The 19,609-nt window shown below is 68.4% G+C and carries 19 protein-coding genes and 1 pseudogene; 9 read left to right on the top strand and 11 right to left on the bottom strand.

Going from position 1 to position 19,609, the window contains the following annotated elements:
- From ACWELQ_RS11220 to ACWELQ_RS11205, 4 genes are all read right to left on the bottom strand, one after another.
- The coding region (locus tag ACWELQ_RS11220; RefSeq protein WP_452396896.1) for an ROK family protein at positions 1-335 on the bottom strand (335 nt) is incomplete at its 3' end.
- Positions 336-356: 21 nt separating this feature from the next.
- Entirely contained in the window at positions 357-926 is a 570-nt protein-coding gene (locus ACWELQ_RS11215) for a YbjN domain-containing protein (RefSeq protein ID WP_452396895.1), read from the bottom strand.
- Positions 923-2,290 (bottom strand): D-inositol-3-phosphate glycosyltransferase, encoded by a 1,368-nt coding sequence (gene mshA, locus ACWELQ_RS11210; protein ID WP_452396894.1) that lies wholly within the window; start codon positions 2,288-2,290, stop codon positions 923-925. Before mshA ends, ACWELQ_RS11215 begins: the two co-directional genes overlap by 4 nt.
- Positions 2,291-2,391: 101 nt before the next feature.
- Positions 2,392-3,216, bottom strand: coding sequence for an alpha/beta fold hydrolase (locus ACWELQ_RS11205; protein ID WP_452396893.1), 825 nt, complete (start codon positions 3,214-3,216; stop codon positions 2,392-2,394).
- 59 nt (positions 3,217-3,275) lie between these two features.
- Between ACWELQ_RS11205 and ACWELQ_RS11200 the strand changes: the two genes are divergently transcribed.
- The 5 genes from ACWELQ_RS11200 (at position 3,276) to ACWELQ_RS11180 (ending at position 8,450) form a co-directional block, all read left to right on the top strand.
- Positions 3,276-4,010, top strand: a complete 735-nt coding sequence (locus tag ACWELQ_RS11200; RefSeq protein WP_452396892.1) for an SDR family NAD(P)-dependent oxidoreductase — start codon at positions 3,276-3,278, stop codon at positions 4,008-4,010.
- Between the two features lie 134 nt (positions 4,011-4,144).
- Positions 4,145-5,179: a 3-oxoacyl-ACP synthase III family protein gene (locus ACWELQ_RS11195; RefSeq protein WP_452396891.1), complete on the top strand. Its 1,035-nt coding sequence runs from the start codon at positions 4,145-4,147 to the stop codon at positions 5,177-5,179.
- Between the two features lie 5 nt (positions 5,180-5,184).
- On the top strand, positions 5,185-6,093 hold the full coding sequence (locus tag ACWELQ_RS11190) for a hypothetical protein (protein WP_452396890.1): 909 nt from the start codon (positions 5,185-5,187) through the stop codon (positions 6,091-6,093).
- Between the two features lie 30 nt (positions 6,094-6,123).
- On the top strand, positions 6,124-6,876 hold the full coding sequence (locus ACWELQ_RS11185) for a glycosyltransferase (RefSeq protein WP_452396889.1): 753 nt from the start codon (positions 6,124-6,126) through the stop codon (positions 6,874-6,876).
- A complete protein-coding gene (locus tag ACWELQ_RS11180) occupies positions 6,873-8,450 on the top strand; it encodes a class I adenylate-forming enzyme family protein (protein ID WP_452396888.1) in 1,578 nt (525 codons plus the stop codon). Before ACWELQ_RS11185 ends, ACWELQ_RS11180 begins: the two co-directional genes overlap by 4 nt.
- On the opposite strand, the gene ACWELQ_RS11175 is transcribed toward ACWELQ_RS11180, so the two are convergent.
- On the bottom strand, positions 8,424-9,761 hold the full coding sequence (locus ACWELQ_RS11175) for a hypothetical protein (protein WP_452396887.1): 1,338 nt from the start codon (positions 9,759-9,761) through the stop codon (positions 8,424-8,426). The two genes, ACWELQ_RS11180 and ACWELQ_RS11175, sit on opposite strands and share 27 nt — an antisense overlap.
- A 210-nt stretch (positions 9,762-9,971) precedes the next feature.
- Between ACWELQ_RS11175 and thrS the strand changes: the two genes are divergently transcribed.
- Entirely contained in the window at positions 9,972-11,189 is a 1,218-nt protein-coding gene (gene thrS, locus ACWELQ_RS11170; protein WP_452396886.1) for a threonine--tRNA ligase, read from the top strand.
- 11 nt (positions 11,190-11,200) lie between these two features.
- On the opposite strand, the gene ACWELQ_RS11165 is transcribed toward thrS, so the two are convergent.
- The 4 genes from ACWELQ_RS11165 to ACWELQ_RS11150 form a co-directional block, all read right to left on the bottom strand.
- Positions 11,201-11,914, bottom strand: coding sequence for a DUF6882 domain-containing protein (locus tag ACWELQ_RS11165; RefSeq protein WP_452396885.1), 714 nt, complete (start codon positions 11,912-11,914; stop codon positions 11,201-11,203).
- Between the two features lie 147 nt (positions 11,915-12,061).
- Positions 12,062-12,331 carry a hypothetical protein gene (locus ACWELQ_RS11160; protein WP_452396884.1) on the bottom strand — a complete coding sequence of 90 codons (270 nt, stop codon included), beginning with the start codon at positions 12,329-12,331 and terminating at the stop codon, positions 12,062-12,064.
- A gap of 979 nt (positions 12,332-13,310) precedes the next feature.
- Positions 13,311-14,555: a L,D-transpeptidase gene (locus ACWELQ_RS11155; protein WP_452396883.1), complete on the bottom strand. Its 1,245-nt coding sequence runs from the start codon at positions 14,553-14,555 to the stop codon at positions 13,311-13,313.
- Between the two features lie 64 nt (positions 14,556-14,619).
- Positions 14,620-15,711, bottom strand: a complete 1,092-nt coding sequence (locus tag ACWELQ_RS11150; protein WP_452396898.1) for a UDP-N-acetylmuramate dehydrogenase — start codon at positions 15,709-15,711, stop codon at positions 14,620-14,622.
- A 44-nt stretch (positions 15,712-15,755) separates the two neighbouring features.
- Between ACWELQ_RS11150 and ACWELQ_RS11145 the strand changes: the two genes are divergently transcribed.
- The 3 genes from ACWELQ_RS11145 to ACWELQ_RS11135 are packed head-to-tail and all read left to right on the top strand — an operon-like array spanning position 15,756 to position 17,558.
- On the top strand, positions 15,756-16,241 hold the full coding sequence (locus ACWELQ_RS11145) for a DUF2505 domain-containing protein (protein WP_452396882.1): 486 nt from the start codon (positions 15,756-15,758) through the stop codon (positions 16,239-16,241).
- 31 nt (positions 16,242-16,272) lie between these two features.
- Entirely contained in the window at positions 16,273-16,788 is a 516-nt protein-coding gene (locus ACWELQ_RS11140; protein WP_452396881.1) for a DUF2505 domain-containing protein, read from the top strand.
- A complete protein-coding gene (locus ACWELQ_RS11135) occupies positions 16,785-17,558 on the top strand; it encodes a class I SAM-dependent methyltransferase (protein ID WP_452396897.1) in 774 nt (257 codons plus the stop codon). The genes ACWELQ_RS11140 and ACWELQ_RS11135 overlap by 4 nt, the downstream gene beginning before the upstream one ends.
- 109 nt (positions 17,559-17,667) lie before the next feature.
- Here the strand turns inward: ACWELQ_RS11135 and ACWELQ_RS11130 are convergent, their stop codons facing one another.
- Together ACWELQ_RS11130 and ACWELQ_RS11125 are read right to left on the bottom strand one after the other, a co-directional pair.
- Positions 17,668-19,158 carry a hypothetical protein gene (locus ACWELQ_RS11130; RefSeq protein WP_452396880.1) on the bottom strand — a complete coding sequence of 497 codons (1,491 nt, stop codon included), beginning with the start codon at positions 19,156-19,158 and terminating at the stop codon, positions 17,668-17,670.
- 95 nt (positions 19,159-19,253) lie between these two features.
- Positions 19,254-19,609, bottom strand: a pseudogene (locus ACWELQ_RS11125) (hypothetical protein); the annotation flags it as partial.

Raw genomic sequence — 19,609 nt, 5'->3', positions numbered from 1 at the left:
TCGGCCAATACCAGGCAGACGCCGTCGATGGCGAAAAGAATCTCGGCCTCGGGAAACAGTTTTCGCACCGAATCCACGATCGGAAACCCGTCCGCCCATTCCGGGATATTGAGCGGCCCGCACACTCCGGCGGTCACATCCACCGGCCCGGCCGACCCGATACCGACCGAGGTGACCCGAGTATCCCCGGCGACCTCCGCCAGCAGGCCCCGGCAGGCGTCCCACACCCCGGATTCCGGCACCGCGACCCGCGTCGACTCCCCCACGGCCCCGGTCGGATCGACCATGGCCGCCGCGAATTTCGTAGCCCCGATGTCCAGTGCCAGCGCCGTCATGGTTGGCATTGTGCCAGCTGGTTACTCTTTGTCGGCCGCATCCACGAGGTGTTCGAAAGCGCGCAGGTTTTTCAGCGATTCACCGCGCGAGACCCGCCATTTCCATTCCCTGCGAATGGATTCGGCGAAACCGAGTTCGAGCAGGGTGTTGAAGTCGGCGTCGACGGCCTCGAGGATCTGGCCGAACCAGCGGTCGAGTTCGTCGGGGGTGACGCGTTCGTTGGACATGCGGCCGACCACGTAGATGTCGCCGACCCGGTCGATGGTGTAGGCCACGCCGTAGAGGCGGCGGTTGCGCCGCAGCAGGAACCGGTAGACGCCCTCGAAGTTCTCGTCGGGCTTGCGGCAGACGAACGACTCCATGCGCACGCCGTGCTTGCCGACGGTGACGCCGATGACGGTCTTGAGTTTGCGCTCGCCGGGGAGCACGACCACGAACAGGTCGGGCGCGTCGCGGGTGTATTCGATCTCGCGGTCGCGCAGCGTCTCGTCGATGAGTTGGGCGGTGGCGCGGGCGGTTTCGTCGTTCAGGCCGCCGCTGCTGGCGTGCGGGCGCGGCGTCCACTCCTCCGCGTGCTCGACCTCGCTCATCTGCGAACTGCTCCCGTCCGACGCCGCCATAGCGCCAGTGACCTGGCGTGATTGCTCTCGGTGTGCAGGTTACCCGGGCGCGGCCGGGCGACACGTGCCTGGGCGAGGGCCGCGGAGTAGCTGTCCAGCAGTGCGTCGGCGGTGTGCGCCCAGGAGAAATTGGCGGCATGGCCGACGGCGGCGCGGCCCATCGCCTCGAGGCGGCCGGGATCATCGAGCAGCGAGTGCAGGGCGGCGGCCCAGGTGCCGGTCTCGTGCCCGGGGACCAACAGGCCGGAGACGCCGTCGTGGACGGCGGTGCTCAGGCCGCCGACATCGGCGGCGATGACCGGGGTGCCGCTGGCCTGCGCCTCGATGGCGACCAGGCCGAAGGATTCGTTGTAGCTGGGCACGGCCACCAGGTCGGCGGCCCGGTAGACCTGGACCAGGCGGTGCGCGGGCTGCGGCGGCAGGAAGGTGACGCGGTCCGAAATGCCCAGGGCCGCAGCCAGTTCGATGAGCGCCTCAGGTTTCTTGAGGCCGCTGCCGGAGGGTCCGCCGACGATCACGACGCGCAGCGGGCGTTCCGGTGCGGTCGGCCGGGCGGCCTCCTCGGCCAGCACCTGGGCGGCCGCGCGGACCAGCACATCGGGGGCCTTGAGCGGCTGGATGCGCCCGATGAAGGCGACGATGCGCTCGTGCGCGGGCAGGCCGAGTTCGAGGCGGGCGGCGAGCTTGTCGCCGGGCTGATAGCGGGTCAGGTCCGCGCCGGGCAGGGCGACATCGATGTGGGCCGGGTCCGCGCCGTACAGCTCGACCAGCTGCCGGGCTTCCTCGGCGGTATTGGCGACCAGGCGGTCGGCCTCGGCGACGATCTGCTTCTCGCCGATCTCGCGGACGGCGGGTTCGGGGCAGTCGCCCTCGGCGAGGTAGGCGTTCTTGACCGCGGCCAGCGTGTGCGCGGTGTGGATCATGGGCACCCGCCACCGGTCCCGCGCCAGCCATCCGATCTGACCCGAGAGCCAGTAGTGCGAGTGGATGAGGTCGTAGTGGCCGGGCAGATTGCGGGCCTCGGTGCGCAGCACCTCGGCGGCGAAGGGGCACAGCTGGGTGGGCAGGTCGTGCTTGTCGAGCCCCTCGAAGGGACCCGCGACGACATTGCGGACCAGGACGCCGGGCGCGGCCTCCACCACGGGTTCGTCATTGGAGGAGGTGGCCCGGGTGAAGATCTCGACCTGGGTGCCGCGCCGGGCCAGTTCGATGGCGGTCTGCAGCACGTAGACGTTCATGCCGCCCGCATCGCCGGTGCCCGGTTGGGCCAGTGGTGAGGTATGCACCGATAGCACGGCAATCCGATTGGGCCGTACGTCCGGTCGTTGACTCACCACTTCAGTGTGCACGGAGGTAGTAACACCCCCGACATGGGTTACCTTCCCAAGTGACCTGCTTCACAAGGATTTTCGTCAGCGTGAATGCAATTCGGCTATCACCCCAGGTCACTCGCGAAAGTAGTGATTTCGGACACGAACCGCTCGGGATCTTCGATGAAGAGGCCGTGCAGCGAACCCTCCCAGAAGGAGGTCCGGGCGTCGGGAACGTTGTCGGCGATGTAGCGGCCGTTCTCGATCGGCACGACCGGGTCCTCGGTGCCGTGCAGGACCAGGACCGGCACGTTCAGGCCGCGCAGGGTCTCGGTGTTGTCGACTGTGCGATAGAACAAGGCCTTGCGCACGCGCGGCAGGGTGGCGATGCTGCCGCCGAACAGGCGCTGGGCATCGACGCCCTTGTCATGGCCCGGGCCGGTATTGGCATTGCCGAAGGCCCCGAAACCGCGAATGGCCTTGCCCGCGCTCTCCTCGAAGACGTCCGGAATGGCCTTGCCCATACCGGGACCGGTACCCGCACCCTCCACGCCGCGGCCGATATTGGCCTGTGAACCGGTGTAGACGACGCCCGCGACAGCCGAGGTGCCGTAAGCGGTGAGGTAGTCCGACAGCACGATGCCGCCGTAGGACCAGCCGAGCAGGATCGCGCCGGAGGTGATGTGCTCGGCCGCGAGGACGGCGGCGACGTCACCGGCCCAGTTCTTCGGGTCGTCGTATCCGGCCTCGGGGGCGTCGGAGTAGCCGTGGCCGCGCAGGTCGAGCGCGATCACCCGGAAATGCTCGGCGAGCAGGTCGGCGGCGCGTCCCCAGTTGCGCAGGTTTCCGGCCCAGCCGTGCAGCAGCACCAGCGGCCGCGCCCCTTCCGGACCGGTCACCCGGTAGACGATGGTCGTGCCGTCCGCGCTCACTACTTCCCGAATAGCCATGAGAGTGAGGCTAACCACCCGCGACGCGCCGTCGACACGCCCTGCCTAAGCTCAAAGGCATGAGCACTCGTACCGCTGTGGTGACCGGAGCCAGTTCGGGTATCGGCGAGGCAACCGCCCGCGAACTCGCCAAGCAGGGCTACCACGTGTACGTCGGCGCGCGGCGGCTCGATCGGCTCGAGCAGCTGGCCGCGGAGATCGGCGGGACCGCGCTGGCGCTGGACGTGACCGACGAGGAGTCGGTGCGCGCCTTCACCGAGGCGGTCGAAAGCTGCGATGTGCTGGTCAACAATGCCGGCGGCGCGAAGGGCCTGGCCCCGGTGCTGGACGCGGATCTGGACGACTGGCGCTGGATGTGGGAGACCAATGTGCTCGGCACGCTGCGTCTCACGAAGGCGTTGCTGCCCAAGCTGATCGCCTCCGGTGACGGCCTGATCGTCACCATCACCTCGGTGGCGGCGATGACGGTGTACGACAACGGTTCCGGCTACACCTCGGCCAAGCACGCGCAGGCGGTGCTGCATCGGACGCTGCGCGGTGAGCTGCTCGGGCAGCCGGTGCGGTTGACCGAGATCGCGCCGGGCGCGGTGGAGACGGAGTTCTCGCTGGTGCGTTTCGGCGGCGACGAGGAGCGGGCCGCCAACGTGTACAAGGGCATCGATCCGCTGGTGGCACAGGACATCGCGGAGATCATCGGTTTCGTGGCGTCGCGTCCGCCGCACGTCAATCTGGACACCATCGTGGTGAAGCCGCGCGATCAGGCCGAGTCGGGTCGTTTCGCGCGTCGCAGCTGATGCGTTGCGCCGCAATACAGTTCGACTCGGATGGCACTGTAGTTCAGCTCACATGATCTGAATTGCAGATTTTTCAAAACCGAAATACGCGCACTGCTAGCGTCCCCGGCAACCGAGGGCCGCGAGGAGTGCGCATGGTGAGAACACGCATCGAGGCGGTGGGCTCGTACCTGCCCGCCGCCGAGATATCGACCGCGGAGTTGCTGGCCGAACTGGCCGTCGACGCCCCGCTCGATCTGGAACGCATCAGCGGCGTGCGGCACCGCCGCCGTTGCGCGCCGGATGAGGACTCGTTCAGCCTGGCGCTCGCGGCAGCCCGTAGCGCACTGGACAATTCGGGCTACGAGGCCGCCGATCTGGATGTCGTCATCTCGTGTTCCATCACGCGCATTCGCGACGGGGAATTCTGCCTGGATCCCTCCTTCGCGCTCATGCTGCGCAATGAACTCGGCGCCACCGGGGCGATCCACTTCGACGTCTCCAATGCCTGCGCGGGCATGATGAGCGGAGTTCTGGTGCTGGATCGCATGATTCGTGCGGGCATCGTGAAACGCGGGCTGGTGGTGTCCGGGGAGTACATCACGCCCATCTCCGATACCGCGGTGCGGGAGATGTCGGAGAAATACGATCCGCAGTTCGCCTCGCTGACCGTCGGCGACGGCGCGGCCGCCGTCGTCCTCGATGGACAGGGCACCGCGGACGACTGCATCGACTACATCGAACTCAATACCAGCGCCGCATTCGCGCAGCTGTGCCTGGGCATGCCCAGCGACCGCAGTTCCGGCATCGCGCTGTACACCGATAACCGGGCCATGCACAACGAGTCCCGCTATCTGCTGTGGACCAGCCGGCAGCGGGAATTCCTGGCGGAGCATGGGACGAATTTCGCCGCAGAGGGCTACGACCACGTGATCCATCATCAATTCAGCGCCCCCGCAGTGGAATTCGTAGCGAAGATCGCCGAACGTGAATTCGACGCCCCGATCCCGCCCCCGCTCATGGTGCTGGATCGCTTCGGCAACACCGCCTCCACCTCGCATTTCGTGGTTTTGCACGACGCGCTCAAACAACAGCGGATAGCGTCCGGGGAGAAAGTACTGATGGTGCCCGCGGCCTCCGGCGTCGTGGCCGGGTTTCTGTCGGTGACGCTCGGCGATCTTCGGGTGTGATCAGCATGGGAATCGTAATTTCTTCCGTAGCCACCGAAATCGGCGGCGGCAGCTCCATCGAACAGGCCGCGGCGGCCGCGCGCCGCGCCATCGCGGAGGCGGGCAGCACCCCCGAGCAGATCGACGCGCTGATCAATACCGGCGTCTATCGCGACTCGAACATGGTGGAACCGGCCATGTCCGCGCTGATTCAGCAGCAGGCGGGCATCGGGCTGGAGTATCACAGCGGTGACGTGCCGTGCCTGTCGTTCGACCTGATGAACGGGGCGTGCGGCATCCTCAACGCGATTCAGGTCGGCCAGGCGCTGTTGGAAGCGCCGACCGTGCACCGGGTGCTGCTGGTCGCCGGGGATGCGCATCCCTCGAAATCGCCGGTGCCGCAGCCGGGTTTCCCGATCAAGCCGGTGGGTGCGGCCATGCTGCTGGAGAAGGTGGCGGGCCCGGCGGGTTTCGGGTCGTTGCACATCAGTGCGACGGATGCCCGGCCGGTCGCAGACGGATATCTCAACCTCGCGGAGATGGGTACGACCGGTCGGTCTTCGATTCGGGTGCGGCGCTCCGCCACCGTCGAAGAGCTACTGCACCACGCGGTTTCGGCCGCGAGCGAGGCGCTCGAGGTGGCCGAGGTAACCCTCGATCGCGTCGTCCTGGTCTGCGGGCGGCCGCTCGCCGACTTCCCCGAACTGCTGGCCTTGCGGCTGGGCATCGCACCCGAGGCGATCAGCACCGACGACACCGAACCGGTCGAGGACGGCGGGTCGGCGCGCCTGGACGCCCACACCTCGGCACTGCCCGTCGCCTACCTGGCAGCCCGCGACAGCGGCAAGCTGGCGGCAGCCGACGTAGCCTTGTTCGTGGCCGCCGGGGCGGGTCCCTCGGCCGCCGCGATCACGTACCGCTTGCCGAAACCGTAGGCCGGGGTGGGAAATCCACAAGGAGGGGTGATGGACGAACTCTGGGTGATCGTGCCCGCCTACAACGAGGAACACGGCATCACCGCCACCCTGACCGCCCTCGCCGGGCAGCAGGACCGCGATTTCACGCTGCTGGTGGTGGACAACAACTCCACCGACGCCACCGCCAAGGTGGTGCGCGAATTCGCCGAAGCCCGGCCGGATATGCGGATCGAGGTGATCGGCGAACCACACAAGGGCACCGGCGCGGCCGCCGACACCGGCATGCGGCACGCCATCGCCGCGGGCGCGATCCGGTTGGCCCGCACCGACGCCGACTGCCTGCCCGCGCCCGACTGGACCGCGCGGGTGCGCGCCGGATTCGACGACGGGCTGCGCTTGATCAGCGGTCAGCTCATCCCGCGCACCGACGAGGGGGTGCGGCTGCGCGACCGCACCGTCATCCGGATCGCGCTGGAGGTGGCGTCGTACTTCGGGAAGTTCCGGCCCGGCAACCGGGATCCGCGCTACCTCGGCCCGTATGTCATGACGCCCGGCTGCAATATGGCCATCACCGCCGAACTGTACGAGGCCGCGGGCGGATTCCCGCGCACCGCCATCGAGGACCTGCACGAGGATCGGGCGCTGGTGAACGCGGTGCGCATGCTCACCACCGACTACGGGCTGCGCCGGGACGTGCGGGTGTACGGCTCCAACCGGCGCGTGCGAGCCTGGGGTGTGCGCAAGACCCTGGCCTGGTACGCCGACCACCGCTACAAACCGGAGCTGGTGGACATCCGGTGAACTCCGACGGCAGATCCGAGAACAGTTCGCCCGGTGAGGATTTCACCGCTCTGCTGCGGGAACAGGTGCTGCGCACCCCGGACGGGCCCGCGCTGGGCATGATCGGCGAAGCGCCGCTGAGCTTCGCGGAGCTCGACGCCCGCATCCGGCTGGTGGTGAAACGCCTGCACAGCAGGGGATTCCAGCCCGGCGACCGGATGCTGTTCTCCATCCGGCCGTGCGTCGACGCGGTGGTGCTGGTGCTGGGCACGGTCGCCGCGGGCGGCACCATCGTGTTCGTGGATCCGGGCGTCGGGCCCGAATTGTTCGCGCGCCGACTGGAATTGGTGCAACCGCGCTGGGCGGCCACCGAATCGCTGCTCTACCTGCTGAGCGGTCCGCTGCGCCGATACGGGCGGCGGCTGGGGCTCTCGCTACCCGAATTCGGGCGGCTGCCGGTGCGGCACATCCACAGTGGGCCGCGGCTGCCCGGCACGCCGCGCGGCTCCATCCCGCTGCGCCAGCTGATCGGCTCCGAACCCGGCTGGTCCGGGCAGCCGAGATCCTCGACCGTCGACGCGCCGGTGGAGGATCCCGACGCCGAGGCGCTCATCGTCTTCACCTCCGGCACCACCGCCGACCCGAAAGCCGTGGTGCATACCCGGGGTTCGCTGGGCGCGGGCCTGGCCGCCCTGGCCGGGCACACCACCCTGATGCCGGGCTCGCACCTGCACACCGAACAGCTCATGATGGGGCTGCCCGCCGTGCTCGAGGGCGCGCGCTGGTCCATGCCGCGCTTTCCGCGTTTCGGCACCCACATCGATCCCGTCGGCTTCGCCCGCACCCTGGACACGGCCACGCACGCGTTCTTCACGCCCGCCGATCTGGCGGTGGTGCTCGACGCCATCGAGACGGGACGGCTGAGCGCACCGACGGGTGTCCAGGAGATCTCGCTGGGCGGCGCGCCCGTCACCACCGCGCTGCTGCGTCGAGCCCGGGCGGCGCTGCCGGACACCGAGTTCCTCGCCATCTACGGAATGACCGAAATCCTGCCGGTGGCAGTGGTTTCCGGCACCGAGAAGCTGGAGTTCGAGGGCCCCGGGGATCGGCTCGGGTTTCCGGCCGAGGGCGTGGACGCGCGGCTCGCCGACGACGGGGAGCTCATCCTCTCCGGACCCAATCTGTGCCACGGCTACCTGGGCGAACCGCCGTTGAAGGAGGTCGCCACCGGCGATCTCGCCCGGTTCGAGGACGGGGAACTGGTGCTCATGGGCCGCAAGAAGGACATGATGATCCGCGGCAAGACCAATATCTATCCGGGACTGTACGAACCGGCCATCACCGGGGTCGACGGGGTGCGCCAGGCCATCATGGTCGGCCTTCCCGACGAGATCGGCGATGAGCGGATCGTGCTGGCGGTGGTGGCGGATCCGGGGGCCACCGATCTCGCGGCGCGGCTGGAGCGCGAATTGCCTTCGCTCATCGATACTTCCGCGCTGCCGGACGAGATCGTGCTGGTCGGGGACATCCCGGTCAGCGGGCGCACCAGCAAGCCGGATCGGGCGGCGCTACGCGCGCAGTTGCAGGGCCGCTGAGGGTTTCGGCCGTTCCCGTAGCGCGGTGAGGACCGCGTCGGCGAATTCGCCCGCTTGCCGGGCGGAGAGCATGTGCTCGACGTAGCAGAATCCGAGGTGCATTTCGTCGTGGGCGGTGGTGACGGCGACGGTCAGCACGCTCACGCAGGAATTCGACGCGGTCACCAGCAGTCCCGAAAGCCGGTGCCCGCCGGTCTCATCCGGGAATTCGACGCGGCCGAGATTGGTGACCGAGACATTCCACGGGGCACGACGGTCGATCGTGCTCGCGACCCGTGCCCCGGCGCCCGCCGAATGCGGCGTCGCGAATCGCATCCCGGCCACCGTCGACAAATGCCTGCGGTGCCGCACACCGACTTCCAGCTGTCGTTTCACGCCGCGCGCCGCCGCCCACAGCGAGACCCCTGGACCGAACGGCACGAAGCCGATCAGGATCGGGGCGTAGACGCCCAACTCGTCGGGGTCCGGCCTGGGACGCAATTCGGCCCGGAAATCCACCGGCGACGCGATTCCCGCGACGCCGGTACCGGCCTGCGCGGTCCGGCCGACCGCGTCGGCGACCGCAGCCACCAGCACGCCGTGCACGGTGACACCGCAGTATCGGCAGTCGGAAACCAAGTCCACCAACTCTTTCCGATCCACCACCCGATACACGACCCTGGTCCGGCGTCCCGGCATCGGCACCTGCGCGGCCGGGGGCAGCCGGATCGGTCGCAGGCGGAGCGCACCGACCTGATCGATCAGATTGGTCGCCAGATATCGCCAGAATCCGCGTGCCGCAGCCGGTATCAGCGCATCGGCGGGTGGCACCGAATCGCGGATCGCGGCCGGTTGATCGTCGCCCGCGTAGCCGACCAGTTTTCGCAGCAGGGCCAGCAGCGACCGGCCGTCGCCGATGATGTGCGAAATCGTCAGCACGATGTCATGGCATTCGGCGGCGGTCCCCGGGGCCGTCACGATATCGGCGATCCTGACCAGTCCCTTGCCGAGATCGAACGGCGTCCGCAATTCGGCGTCCATTTCGCCGATCCATGCCGACTCCGAACCGGATTCGATTCGCCGCAGCGGAATGCGCGGCGCGTCCAGCGGCACCAGTTCGGGGTCCCGTCCCGAGTCGTCCGCGATTCCCATCCGCAGCAGTGGATACTCCGCGAGCAGTGTCGCGGCCGCCGCCCACAGCCGCGCCGGCGGTACGCGGCCATGAATGCGGACCCGGGCGGCGCAATTCGCCGGTGACAGCCGGTCGATGATCCAGAACCACCGCTCCGACGGACTCAATGCCCGGCCGGATCCGCTTGCTGCCCTTGCCATCCGACGACGATAGCCCCGCTGTCGTATTAATGCCTTGCCGAGCCGGGCGGCCCCGGCGTACGGTGCTCGACCATGCAGCGCGCACAGTCGACTACGACGCCGGACCACGTCCCGGCGCGCTGATCCCGTTTCGATCGCAAAGGCCCCGGGCGAATGCCCGGGGCTTTTCCGTGTGGTCATTCGCCCTCTTTTCCGCAGAGGAGAATCCACATGCACGACCATCGCAAGCTCGGCCGCGAACTCGGCCTGTTCGACACCGACCCGCTGATCGGCGCGGGCCTGCCGTACTGGCTGCCCGACGGGGCCATCGTGCGGCACAGTCTCGAGGAGTACATCCGCGCCGTGGAACGGCGGGCGGGCTATCGGCACGTGTACTCCCCCGTGCTCGGCAAGCGGGAGCTCTACGAGATATCCGGGCACTGGTCGCATTACAGCGACGACATGTATCCGCCGATGGACCTCGGCGGTGAGCAGGTGATGCTGCGGCCCAGCCTGTGCCCGCATCACGCCGTGATCTATCGGTCCCGGTCGCACAGTTATCGGGAACTGCCGCTGCGGCTGGCCGAACTGGGCGGCATGTACCGCTCCGAATTGTCCGGCGTGCTGGGCGGTTTGACCCGGGTGCGCTGCATCCAGCTCAACGACGCGCACATCTTCTGCACCCTGGACCAGGTCGCCGAAGAGGCGGCGGCCGCGCTGGATCTGATCGCCGACGCTTATCTCGCCATGGGCATCAGCGCGTCCCGCTACCGATTGTCGCTGCCCGGGCCCGGCGGCAAATACGTTGCCGCGCCCGAGAAGTGGGAGCGTTCGATCAAGTTGCTGATCGAGGTGCTGGACGCTTCCGGCCTGCCCTACGAATCGGCGGCAGGGGAAGCGGCCTTCTACGGTCCGAAGATCGATATCCAGGTCACCGACCACGCGGGCCGCGAAGCCACCCTGTCCACCGTCCAGATCGACTTCCATCAGCCCGAGCAGTTCGACCTGCACTACACCGGGGCCGACGGTGCGAAGCATCGCCCGGTGATGGTGCACCGCGCCCTCATCGGCAGTGTCGAACGCGCGGTCGCGCAGTTGATCGAGGTGCACGGCGGCGCGTTCCCGGCGTGGCTCGCACCGGTGCAGGTGGTGGTGCTGCCGGTCTCGGAGGCCGAGGAGGCCGCGGCCGCCGCGCTGGTGGACAGCTGCCTGGACGCGGGCCTCCGCGCCACCGCCGTCAGCGCGGAGTACGGCAGCCTGGGTGCGCGAATCCGGGAAAACCGCTCGGTGCCTTACCAGTTCGTGCTCGGCCCCGCCGAGACCGCGAACGGCGCGGTCGCGATGCGACTGCGGGACGGGCGGCGGCTGCCCGCCCGTCCCGCCCCGGAGATCGTGAATCGGATTCGCGCACTGGTCGAAACCCACGACACCCGGCTGTGGGCCGACTGAGTGCCGCGAGGTCAAGCGGACATGCCGCCGTTGATGCCCGTGACCCGGCCGTACTGATCGAAATCGATGCTGCCGTTCACGGTGGGAGCCTCGAAACGGAGCGAGCTGCCGTCCGCCGCGAACTCGACGGCCGCACCGCGTCGGGTCAGATAGCTGTGGACCGCGCGCCGATGATCGGTCAACGCAAGTTCGGCGAGGCCCTGGCTGATCACCCGGATCAGCCGGGGACCCGACGGTGGCGGCAGCTGGAGTTCGGGGTGCTCGACCAGGAAGGCCGCGAAGGTGCCGTTGCCGACATTGCCCTGATACGAGGTCCAGTGGCCGGAGATCGGCTTGGCCAGCTCCATCATGGTCCAGGACACCTGGTGCGGCTCGACCTCCGGTCCGAAGGCCACGAACGGCACCTCCGCAGTGGCCAATTCGGGAATGCCCTGCTGAGCCCCGAACTCCTGCATGGATTTCGCGACCGCGACCACATCGTCCGGATAGCCGCTCGGGTTCGCCCACGACCACAGCCAGGACTGCGGTCCCGGCGCGGCGCTACCCAGCAGATGCATCCCCGTACACACGAGAGTGCGCTCGGCACAGCGGAATTCGAAGCGGCGCTCGGCGAGATCCACATTCCACGAATGCTCGCCGAGCACCTCCGAAAGATGCATCTGGTGCTCGAACGACAACAGCGCCGCATCATCGAGCACATTGGCCACAGTCAGAGTTCCCGTCACACCCCGACCGTAGCCGCTTTCACACGCCGCGTGCGAAGTCCGCCAGCAGGGTCGGTACCGCAGAGTCGCACCCGGCGACGTCGAGCAGCGAGGACCACGGTGCCCCAGCGGAGTCGGTGGCGTTCACGCGTCCGCCGACTGCGAGCGTCAACAGGCGGAGTTGCCCTCCACAGACTGGCAGACAGCCGACACCGCTTGGCAGATGGAGATAAACTCCGCCTCGCCAAAATCAGATTTCATCCGGTTGACCGACTTGTGTACCCACTGGATGTTGTTCGGTGCATAGCCGACTGAACTGTCGATGCGATCCAACGAGGCAGTCGTCTCACTCTTGTATCCGAACGTGAGCTGCCATCGCGTATAGGCGCAGAGACCGCGCTGAGAATGCCAAGCTGCGAGCAGATCATCGGGAGTCACCTGCCATGGTATGCCGCGCTTCACGGCACCTCGACGCAGCGAAGAGATTGCTACCCCAGGTATTTCGCCTGTTCCTTTCCATCTCGGGTTCCGGTCCCTGGTAAGAGCACAAGAGTTGCAGGCACTCCCGCGAGACAGATGGCCGATCGTCGACGGCCCATATTCGCTGGCGCAGACCCCGCACCTCCACTTCCACAGGTGCTGACCGTGGCTGTTCTTGCCGAGATAGGAAGTAAGCTTCTTGTCGCCGATCTGCTCACCAGGAAAGTGCCCACCGTATCCGACGCACTCTCGGCAAATCAAGATGCATGCCCTTCGGGTCGGCGCATCAGTGAGCCTCCTGCCTGACGTCAGGATCCGTCGGCTCTGCGTGTTGTAGACGATTGGCTCTGCCCCGCCACACTTCCCGCACACCCCTCCTTGCTCCCGTATCCATGACTCGAGAGCCTTCAGCACCCACCGACGCTGAGCCTCAGTGGCGTCTTCCCGCCTCAAATAGGCCACTTTTCGCTCCGTGCCTGCGGATCGGACGTGACGACTCCCAGAAGCACCTGTGGGGTGGCGCGGAGGGTGATGTCGGTATCGATATCCATGCTCGCCTCATTTGGATTCGGCCCGAATTGATTGGGCCGTGCGATGACAAAAGTGTCAGCCGACCGACAGCAGGCGTCTGGACCGCTCGCCCACAGGAGCTTTCATCATCGGCGAGAGTTGAGCTCGCGCCCTCCACATGTGCAGCGTCAACCGATCGTCTCCGGTCGGTGTTCTGTTGTCGTGGGGTCGCTGGGGAATAGGTCTATCAGGATTGATCATCCAGCGAAGAGAGCTGCTGGGTGTCTGTCACGTTATCGGATTCAGTGCCAACGAGAGTGGCCAACCTGCGACACCGGACCGAATTGTTCACCGCGCTCGAAGAGCTGTACTGGGGCAGAGCGAACTCGGCCACTGATTTGTTCAGCGGCCGGGCTCGGCGAGGTTTTCAGCGGCCGCCGACCGGCTGCGGGGCGAGCGGGGTGGCCGAGATCTGGTTCTTGGGTTCGCCTTCCAGCGCGGAGAGGCTCTTCCAGGTGTCCCAGTCGATGGTCCAGTCGTAGATGTCGCCGTCGGCGGCGGAGAGCTGGATGCGGGTGCCGGTCACCTCGACCGGATCGCCGTACATGGCGGTCGGGAAGTAGGACTGGGCATCGGCGGTGCTGAGGTTGATGCAGCCGTTGGTCACGTTCGAATTGCCCTGCGCGCCCGCGGATTGCGGGTTGGCGTGGATGAATTCGCCGTTGTTGGAGATGCGGACGGCCCAGCGCTCGCGCGCGTTCGTGTAGAACGGCGGGTTGGACATGACGAAGTCCTCGTACTTCTCGGTCACCACGTGGATGCCCGAGCGCGTCACATTGCGGTCCTCGTTGCCCTCGCCGTAACTGCACGCGAAGTCGAACACGGTCGCGCCGTCGCGGATCACCTGCACGCGGTGCGAGGGCGCGTAACCGCGCACGATCTGCGAACGGCCGATCTTGAAATCGGAGGTGAGGTCGGAGTCGCCGAACAGGCCGCCGCCCATGTCCAGGCCGTAGAGCTTGGCCCCGACGTGCACGGTGGTGGCGGGCTGCCAGTACTCGCGCGGCCGCCAGTGCACCCGCGAACCGCCGTTGTCGTCCTGCAGCCAGGCCCAGGAGCCCTCGGTGGCGGGGGTCGCGGTCACGGTGAGCGCCTTCTCGACCGCGGCCTTGTTCTCGACATGTCCCTTGAACTGCAACATGATCGACGCCGCGATGCCAACCTCCTGGCCGTCACCGATATTGATGGTGGCGGGCGCGGTCGCCTTCGGGCTGACCGTGGTGAACTTGCCGTCGATGGCGACCGGTTTGTTGTCGGTGCCGATCGCGGTGCCCGACCAGGTGTAGGTGACGCCGTAGCCGAGCACCTCGTTGACCGTGAACTTGCTGCGAGCGGCATCGAAGGTGCCGGTTACCTGCTTGCCGTTGGCGTTGGTCAGCGCCAGCTGATCGATGCGGCCGCCGGTCACCGACGCGGTGACGGCCGCGGTCGGGTTGATGTTCTGAGCGCCGTTGCCCGGCTCCAGCGTCACCTTGGCGGACGGGGCGGCGGGCTGGTCGGAGCCGCCATTGCCACCCTTACCGGACGACGAGCACGCCGCCACGACACCTGCAGTCGACGCCGCCAGCGCCGCCCACAGGGCAGCGCGACGGGACAGTCCTCGATTGCTCACTTGCTCGACCCTACCCCCGCAAACCGTGTATCCCGGACGCTGAATTGGTGGCAAATGCCACTCGCTACAGGCTCACACCCACGTTAACGGGTTCGGGTTCCAGGACGATGCCGAAGCGCTCAGCAACCCCGTCGCGAACCGTGCGGGCGAGGGTGACCAGATCGGTCGCGGTGGCCGCGCCCCGATTGGTCAGCGCCAGCGTGTGTTTGGTCGACAAACGCGCTGGAGACCCGTCGCCCGGAAAGCCTTTGGCGAAGCCGGCGCGCTCGATGAGCCAGCCCGCAGAGAACTTTACCCCGCCTTCGGCGGGAAACGTGGGCACGGCCACGTCCACGCCCACATGTGACGCGATCGCCGCCCGCACCGCCGCCACCCGCTCGTCCGGAATGACCGGATTGGTGAAGAACGAACCGGCACTCCAGGTGTCGTGATCGTCCGGATCCAGCACCATGCCCTTGCCCGCCCGCAACCGCAGCACGGTCTCGCGCACCGCGGCCGCTGGGCACGACTCGCCCTCCGCCACGCCCAGCGCGTTCGCCAGCTCGCGATAGCGCAGCGGGGCGCTGGAACCATCGGCACGCAGCGCGAATTCGACCGCCAGCACCACCGCGGCCGCGCTGTGCTTGAGAACCGAAGTGCGATAACCGAATCCGAGCTCGGCGGGCTCGACCCAACGGATCTCGCCGGTGGCGCGGTCCAGCAACCGCACCCGGCGCAGCAAACCCGCCACCTCGACGCCGTACGCGCCGACGTTCTGCACCGGCGTCGCGCCCGCGGAACCCGGGATGCCGGAAAGGCATTCGAGGCCGCCGAAACCGGCGTCCACCGTCGCGGCCACCACCGCGTCCCAGTTCGCGCCCGCCTCCGCGACCACCGAGTCGCCGGAGATCTCCACCCCGTCGTTCGCGATCCGCACCACCACGCCGTCGAAGCCCTCGTCACCGATGAGCAGATTCGAGCCGCCCGCGATGAGCAGCACCGGGATTTCGGCCGCGTCCAGCTCGCGCACGGTCGCCACCAGCGCGTCGGTGCTCGCGCACTCGGCCACGGTGGCCGGGCCGCCGACCCGCAGGGTCGTCAGCTCGGCCAGCGGCACGCCGGCACGCAGGGTCGCGCCGGTCGCCGTCAGCCGGTCGCGCAGGTCGTCGAAGGACACCACCCGGGAAGTACGCACAGGCACAGACGGTAGCGTGTTCGACCATGGCGACACCTCTGGCCTTCACCGCGCACTCGACGCATTCCATGGCCGCCGTGCGCGCGGCGTTCGCCGACGCGCAGTACTGGAAGGACCGCATCGAGCAGGTCGGCGGCCCGAACGCCCGCATCGAGAACCTCGACATCACCGGTGACCAGGTGCGTGTCGACATGGTGCAGACGATTCCGGCCGAGGAACTGCCCGCGCAGATCACCGCGATCAAGCCGAACGGTCTGGTCATTCCGCGGACCGAGTCCTGGCACGGCAGCGGCGGCACCGTCGAGGCCCGCGTCGACGGCGCGCCCGCGACCGTGAACGGCACGCTGACCGTGACCGACGACGGCTCCGGCTCCACCTTCGTGGTCGACGCGTCCATCGACGTGAAGATCCCGCTCTTCGGCAAGAAGATCGAGGCCGCGATCCAGGAGCACCTCACCGCACTGCTCGAGCGCGAAGCCGAGTTCACCGACAATTGGCTGAGTTCGCACTGACGAGGGTCGCCCGGCAGTAACCTGAGCGATCGTGGCCCGCCGACTCGACTACTCCGCGCGTTATCCGCTGCACACCACCCAAGAGGTGTACGCGGCGATGATGAACCGTGAGCACTGGGATGCCCGCATCGAGGAATTGCGCAAGCACTCCCCGAACGACATCCTCAGCCTCGACTCCGGCGATGACGGCATCACCGTCGAACTGCGGCACGTGCTCCCGCGCGACCAGCTGCCCGATATGGCACAGCTGGTCGTGCACAAGGACATGGTGATCACCCGCCGCGAGACCTACGGCCCCTACGGGCCGGAGACGACAGGCGAGTACACCGCCGAAATCCCTGGCAGCCCAGGCACTCTCGGCGGCACCATGCGTCTTTTCCCCACCGACACCGGCTGCACGCTGCGCATCTCCTCGCATGCGCAGGTGCACGTGCCGTTCCTCGGGCGCAAGCTCGAGCAGCTCATGCTGGTGAACCTGGTGGACCTGTTCCGCGCCGAGGCCGAGGTGACGAAGAACTGGCTGGATCAGCAACACCCCGTCGGCTGACGAAGCCGATCGGGACGATCACCCGAGGCACCACCGGCATCAACCGACTGCGCCGCAGCGACCGGTGGCTCGTCCACGACCCCTTGGTTACCAATCGTTTGCTGGATGCCGCCGATCCACTCGTCGTCGACCTCGGTTACGGAGCGCTTCCGGTCACCACCCTGGAAATGGCCGCCCGGCTGCGCACCGTCCGGCCCGACCTGCGGGTGGTCGGCCTGGAAATCGATCCGGAACGGGTCGTGCCCGGCCGCGACGGGGTGGTCTTCGCGCGCGGCGGTTTCGAACTCGCCGGGCTGCGGCCCACCCTGGTGCGCGCCTTCAACGTGCTGCGCCAGTACCCGGAAACCGCTGTCCCGGAAGCCTGGTCGACCATCCAGTCCGGCCTGGCCCCCGACGGTCTCCTCCTCGACGGCACCTGCGACGAACTCGGCCGCCGCTGCGCCTGGGTCCTCCTCGACCGCACCGCCCCGCTCTCCCTCACCCTGGCCTGGGACCCTTTCACCGTCGAGACCCCCTCCGACATCGCCGAACGCCTCCCCAAGGCGCTCATCCACCGCAATATCCCCGGCGAACCCATCCACACTTTGCTGACGGCAGCCGACCGCGCCTGGGCCGTCGCCGCACCCCTGGCCCCCTACGGCCCGCGCGTGCGCTGGCGGCACGCCGCCAACCTGCTTCGCGAGCAAGGATTCCCGCTGCGCCCGGATCGCCGCCGCCTGCGCGACAACGTGCTCACCGTGCCCTGGGCGGCCGTCGCACCCCTGTCCTGACCCGCTGCCGCGAGTTACGCTGTCCCCCTACGGTCCCCGAACCCCTGGCCCCTTCGTGGGGCACTTCCGGCCGACCGCAGGCTGCAATGATCCGCGTATCGTGCGCGGATCATTGGAGCTTGTGGAGCAGCTCGCGGACGGTGCCGGAGACGGCGGCGGGGGCCAGCAGGGAGCGTGGGGCGAAGGGCTGACGCCACAGACCACCGTGGGCCGCGCCGGTGGCGAAGAGCGCTTCCGGGTTGGCCGTCGAAAGTTCCTCCGGGGCATACAGATCGGCGACCAGTTTGGCGGCGAGCAGGGTGCGGGCCGTCGCCGGGTCGAAGACCTCGATGCCGAAGTGCGAGGCGGCGCGGTAGGCCGTGGTGCGCCAGGCGTTCTCGCGGGTCACGCTGCGGGTCCAGGCGGGCGGGGCGACCGTGAACGAGACGCTGTGACCGGCGGCGCGGGCCAGCACCGCACGCCAGCGCGGGAGACGCTGGGCGAGTGCGTAATCCGGCCCGGCCAGGGCGGGCAGATTGTCGAACAGCCCCCACGCGCCACCCTCGGTGTCGAAGATCGGGCGGGCGTAGTTGAGGCGGTACAGGGAATTCGGGGCCACCCGGTGCAGCAGGTCCTGTGCGCTGCCCCGAATACCGCGTCGCACCAGCCGATCCCGGGCCGCGGCCACCACCGCGGCGGGCACGGCGTAAGTGTCGGTCGGCGAACCCAGCAGTGCCAGCGCGGTATCCGGGCGCTGCCGCAGCAGGGTCTCGGCGAGGACGTCGGAGGCGGCGGCCAGCCGGACCCCGGCGGCCCCGGGCAGCTCCGCGTACCGGCCGAGCACCGGGCGATCGGCGCTGTGCGCGCCGATCCAGCGGGTAAGGGCCGGAAAGCTTCTGGCGATATCCACGCCGGGCTCGGCATCGATGACGGGGAAACGCAGCACACCTGCCCCAGCCTTCGCGGCGGCCCGCAACCGGTCCCAGCGCGCCGATCCGGGCCGATCCACGGCGAGCACGTCCGCACCCCAGGACAGCAGCGGCCGCAGCGGTCCCAGTTCCGCGCCCGCACCGGTCACCGTCATCTGGAAACCGGGCAGCCGCAACCATTCCGGGTGCTCGATGACCCGTTCGACGGCGGCCACGAAATCCGCCTCCAGGATCCCGTGCGTCTGCCACTCGGCCAGCCGCAGCCGCAACGACTCCTCGGCCAGCAGCTGCCCGCGCCAGGGCACCTCGAGCCGGGTCACCGCGGGGGCCTCGCCCGCGACCTCGGCGGTGTCCAGCACGGCCGCGTCGGCTTCGGCGTCGACATCGACGGTGTCCAGCGTCGCGACCGTGCGACCGACCGCGAAACGCAGCATGTGCCGCATCGAGTCCAGGCCCGCGGCGGCCATGCCGAGCGACACCTCCGGCGCGCTGATCGCGAGCGCCGTCATGCCCCGGAAGACCCGGTGGTAGCCGTGCCGCCAGTCCCGGCAGGTCTCCACCGATTGCGCCAGATCGGCGTCGTAGGGCCGGATCGCGTCGGCGACCACCGCCGAGGAGAACATGTCGGCGATCAGATCGGGCGGTCCCGGCGGAAATACCAGATCCCACACGCCCGCACCGACCTTGCCCATGGACGATCACCCTGCCACGAATCCGGTTCCCGCAAAACTCGAAGCTCGCACCTCGCAAGCCGTAGCGCGAATCCTCCCGGGCGCGGGTCAGCGTCCTATCGGGTGCGGGTGAGCGCGCGATGCAGGCGGGCCGCCGTCGGCGGGTCCAGCGTGGCGCTGGCGGAACGGATTTCGGCACGGGCACAGCGGTGGATGGCGACCGCGTCGGCCACCACCTCGTCCAGGGCGGCCTGTCCGATGCCCGCCTCGGCCAGATCCAGCACGGTCCGCAGCGGTGTCGTCACCAGGAACGCGCCCGCCGATTCCACGTCCTTGCGGGCGAAACTGCGCCGCAGCACCACCAGTCGCGGGGACAGCGGGAACCGCCCGACCCGGGCCGAGAGGTGCACGAATCGGGGCCGTAGCCGACCCAGCCCGTGCAATTCGGCGGCACTGTGATGCGAGACCGCGG

The organism is Nocardia sp. NPDC004722, from assembly GCF_053601505.1.
The sequence above is the reverse complement of the archived record's forward strand: the minus strand, read 5'-3'. Positions and strand labels throughout refer to the sequence as shown.

What these genes read in the sequence shown, in the direction of transcription:
- ACWELQ_RS11145 (WP_452396882.1), top strand. Translation starts at nt 15,756, where the DNA reads ATGGCGACACCTCTGGCCTTCACCGCGCACTCGACGCATTCCATGGCC.
- ACWELQ_RS11185 (WP_452396889.1), top strand. Translation starts at nt 6,124, where the DNA reads ATGGACGAACTCTGGGTGATCGTGCCCGCCTACAACGAGGAACACGGC.
- ACWELQ_RS11175 (WP_452396887.1), bottom strand. Translation starts at nt 9,761, where the DNA reads ATGGCAAGGGCAGCAAGCGGATCCGGCCGGGCATTGAGTCCGTCGGAG.
- ACWELQ_RS11215 (WP_452396895.1), bottom strand. Translation starts at nt 926, where the DNA reads ATGAGCGAGGTCGAGCACGCGGAGGAGTGGACGCCGCGCCCGCACGCC.
- ACWELQ_RS11200 (WP_452396892.1), top strand. Translation starts at nt 3,276, where the DNA reads ATGAGCACTCGTACCGCTGTGGTGACCGGAGCCAGTTCGGGTATCGGC.
- ACWELQ_RS11195 (WP_452396891.1), top strand. Translation starts at nt 4,145, where the DNA reads ATGGTGAGAACACGCATCGAGGCGGTGGGCTCGTACCTGCCCGCCGCC.
- ACWELQ_RS11205 (WP_452396893.1), bottom strand. Translation starts at nt 3,216, where the DNA reads ATGGCTATTCGGGAAGTAGTGAGCGCGGACGGCACGACCATCGTCTAC.
- thrS (WP_452396886.1), top strand. Translation starts at nt 9,972, where the DNA reads ATGCACGACCATCGCAAGCTCGGCCGCGAACTCGGCCTGTTCGACACC.
- ACWELQ_RS11130 (WP_452396880.1), bottom strand. Translation starts at nt 19,158, where the DNA reads ATGGGCAAGGTCGGTGCGGGCGTGTGGGATCTGGTATTTCCGCCGGGA.
- ACWELQ_RS11190 (WP_452396890.1), top strand. Translation starts at nt 5,185, where the DNA reads ATGGGAATCGTAATTTCTTCCGTAGCCACCGAAATCGGCGGCGGCAGC.